This window comes from Paenibacillus zanthoxyli JH29, assembly GCF_000520715.1.
Classification (GTDB): Bacteria; Bacillota; Bacilli; order Paenibacillales; family Paenibacillaceae; genus Paenibacillus_AQ; species Paenibacillus_AQ zanthoxyli.
This window is the reverse complement of the sequence record NZ_ASSD01000572.1, coordinates 1-949: the sequence shown is the minus strand read 5'-3', so window position 1 is coordinate 949 and position 949 is coordinate 1. Positions and strand designations below refer to the sequence as shown.

General features: G+C 62.8%; 1 protein-coding gene. It reads right to left on the bottom strand.

The window, feature by feature from the left end; all coding sequences use genetic code 11:
* Positions 1-949, bottom strand: a 949-nt coding sequence (locus tag L691_RS0122290; protein ID WP_025692518.1) for a helix-hairpin-helix domain-containing protein, incomplete at both ends; no start/stop codon positions are given.

Below are 949 nucleotides of genomic sequence, written 5' to 3'. Positions count from 1 at the left end.
CATCGGTGCGGAAGATCGGCGGCGGCAGCTCCTCGCGGGGGTCGCGTCCGGGACGCTGAAGGCTCTCCAGAATGTCGCGCAGCGTCGGCACACCAACGTCCAGCTTGGCCGCCAGCTCCTCGGGATTCTGAGCGGCAAGCACCGCAGCCAACTCCTTGCTGCCGATCTGCGACAGCGCAAGCCCCAGCTCCTTGAACAATCGGCTGACTACGTCGTACGACTCGGGATGAATCGGCGTGCGGTCAAGCGTATTCTCGCCTTCCGGAATACGCAGGAAGCCGATGCACTGCTCATATGACTTCGCTCCGAGACGCGGCACCTTTTGCAGCTGTTTGCGGCTTTTGAAGCTGCCGTTCTCTTCGCGGTATTTGACGATGTTCTTGGCGATGGTTGAGTTGATTCCCGCCACGTAGGAGAGCAGCGACGGAGATGCGGTATTCACGTCGACGCCGACATGGTTAACCGCCGATTCCACCACCGCTGTGAGGCTCTCGTCCAGATGCTTCTGGGACACATCATGCTGGTACTGCCCGACGCCGATCGCCTTCGGCTCGATCTTGACCAGCTCCGCGAGCGGGTCCTGCACGCGGCGGGCAATCGATGCGGCGCTGCGCTCGGCCACATCAAGGTCCGGGAACTCCTCCTGCGCCAGCTTGGAGGCGGAGTACACGCTGGCCCCGGCCTCATTGACGATGAGGTAGGCCAGCCCGGGATCGCCGATCTCAGCGATGGTCTCGGCGGTGAACTGCTCCGTCTCCCTTGAGCCGGTGCCGTTGCCGATGACGATGAGCTGGATGCCATACTTGGCAATCAGCTCTTTGAACTTCTCCGCCGCCTCGCGCTTCTTGTTATGCGGCGGCGTCGGGTAAGTTACCGCCACCTCCAGCAGCTTGCCGGTCTCGTCGACAACCGCCAGCTTGCAGCCGGTGCGGTACGCAGGGTCAACGCC